1 protein-coding gene and 1 pseudogene are annotated in these 1,403 nt (G+C 43.2%); one reads left to right on the forward strand and one right to left on the reverse strand.

Annotated elements, in window-relative coordinates:
* Positions 1-705, reverse strand: a 705-nt coding sequence (locus PX484_RS14220; RefSeq protein WP_288104359.1) for an alpha/beta fold hydrolase, incomplete at its 3' end; no start/stop codon positions are given.
* 263 nt (positions 706-968) lie between these two features.
* Between PX484_RS14220 and PX484_RS14225 the strand changes: the two are divergent.
* Positions 969-1,403: pseudogene (locus PX484_RS14225) on the forward strand (ABC transporter ATP-binding protein); the annotation flags it as partial.

Here is a 1,403-nt window from a genome sequence, read left to right on the forward strand (position 1 = left end):
CCATAACATCAACAGGGGACAACTTAACTTTTGCAGGAGAATATCCACATTTTCCCCCCGGGGAGATTTAAACACAGAAGCAAAAACTTTGGCTGCTCCCGCATCCAGGGAAGGACGACGGATATCTTCTATTAACTGCTCAGTAATGGCACTGCGATCGAGATATACTTTCTCTAGGGTTTTGCGGATAGTTTTGGGTTGACGGGTATAGAGAAATAAGAGATAACTGGCCCAGGGTTGCAGCAGCATCGATCGCAGTAATTTTTGTGCTAAATTAGGCTGACGATTGCTTTCTGTATCGCTAAAGGGACCGGCGCTATTGAGGAGAATTAATCCCCGAACATTCTCGCAATGATTAGCAGCTACACAGAGAGAAGCGTAACCCCCCAGAGAATTACCCGCTAAAACCGTCGGTTGGCCCACAACTTCCTTGATAAAATCGTTTAATTGTTGCTGCCAAAGATTGCCACTATAGACAAGATCCGGTTTAGCTGATCTACCGAATCCTAGCAGATCGATCGCCCATACTTCCCATTCTGAGGCTAAACCTGACACATTTTTTCGCCAATGGTCAGTGGAAGCGCCAAAACCGTGGACTAATAGTAAAGGGGGTTTTCCCGTGACTCTAGTACCCGCTTGCACATAGTGTATCGAATTTCCTTGCCATTGCCAATTTTGCCTTATCGTCAGAGCAGCTGTATTCATCGGCTGTTTTGTTAAGTAATGTGAATAATTCTTAGTCTAACCGATTGGGAAACTGGAGACAAAGCTAGAGATTTTTGGCCAAACCCCTTGACTGAAAAGGGAACTTGACATATACTTATATATATAGTGGGAATCCGTGCCTGCCTGCAAACCCTTCATTTTTGGGCAAATAACCCTAAAAAACACTCTCAAAAAAATCTTGAGCGGGATTAATCTGCTGGTATGGGTGGCTAACCCCAGAGAATTACTCCTGAATAACAGCTATGAAGATTTTGACGATTTTACAGGGATTAATCGACGAAAATCCCTTAACTGAGGCGGATCTAGAAGATTTACTAGCGATCGAATCCTTAAGTTTTAGGGAGACTAACCCTCTCATCCTACAGGAAAGGGCGGAACTATTAACGATTCTCTGGCCGCGAGTCTGGCAAAAATGTCAGGAGTTAGGGATAAATCAGCCAAATCAGATTTTGATCAGCTGTTGGCGCTTGTGGATTCCTTGGGCGCTAGAGCTACGCAACCACGCAAAACCGTTGATTCAAGGCATTTTGGCTCCCCAAGGCACGGGAAAGACCACCTTAACATCCATAATGTCGATTATTTTAGCCTATTTTGATTTAAAAGTAAATAATCTCTCTTTAGATGATATTTATAAGACCTATAATGAGCGAATAAAATTGCGTCAAAAGGATGAAAGA

The organism is Microcystis sp. M49636_WE2, from assembly GCF_030065375.1.
GTDB lineage: Bacteria > Cyanobacteriota > Cyanobacteriia > Cyanobacteriales > Microcystaceae > Microcystis > Microcystis aeruginosa_C.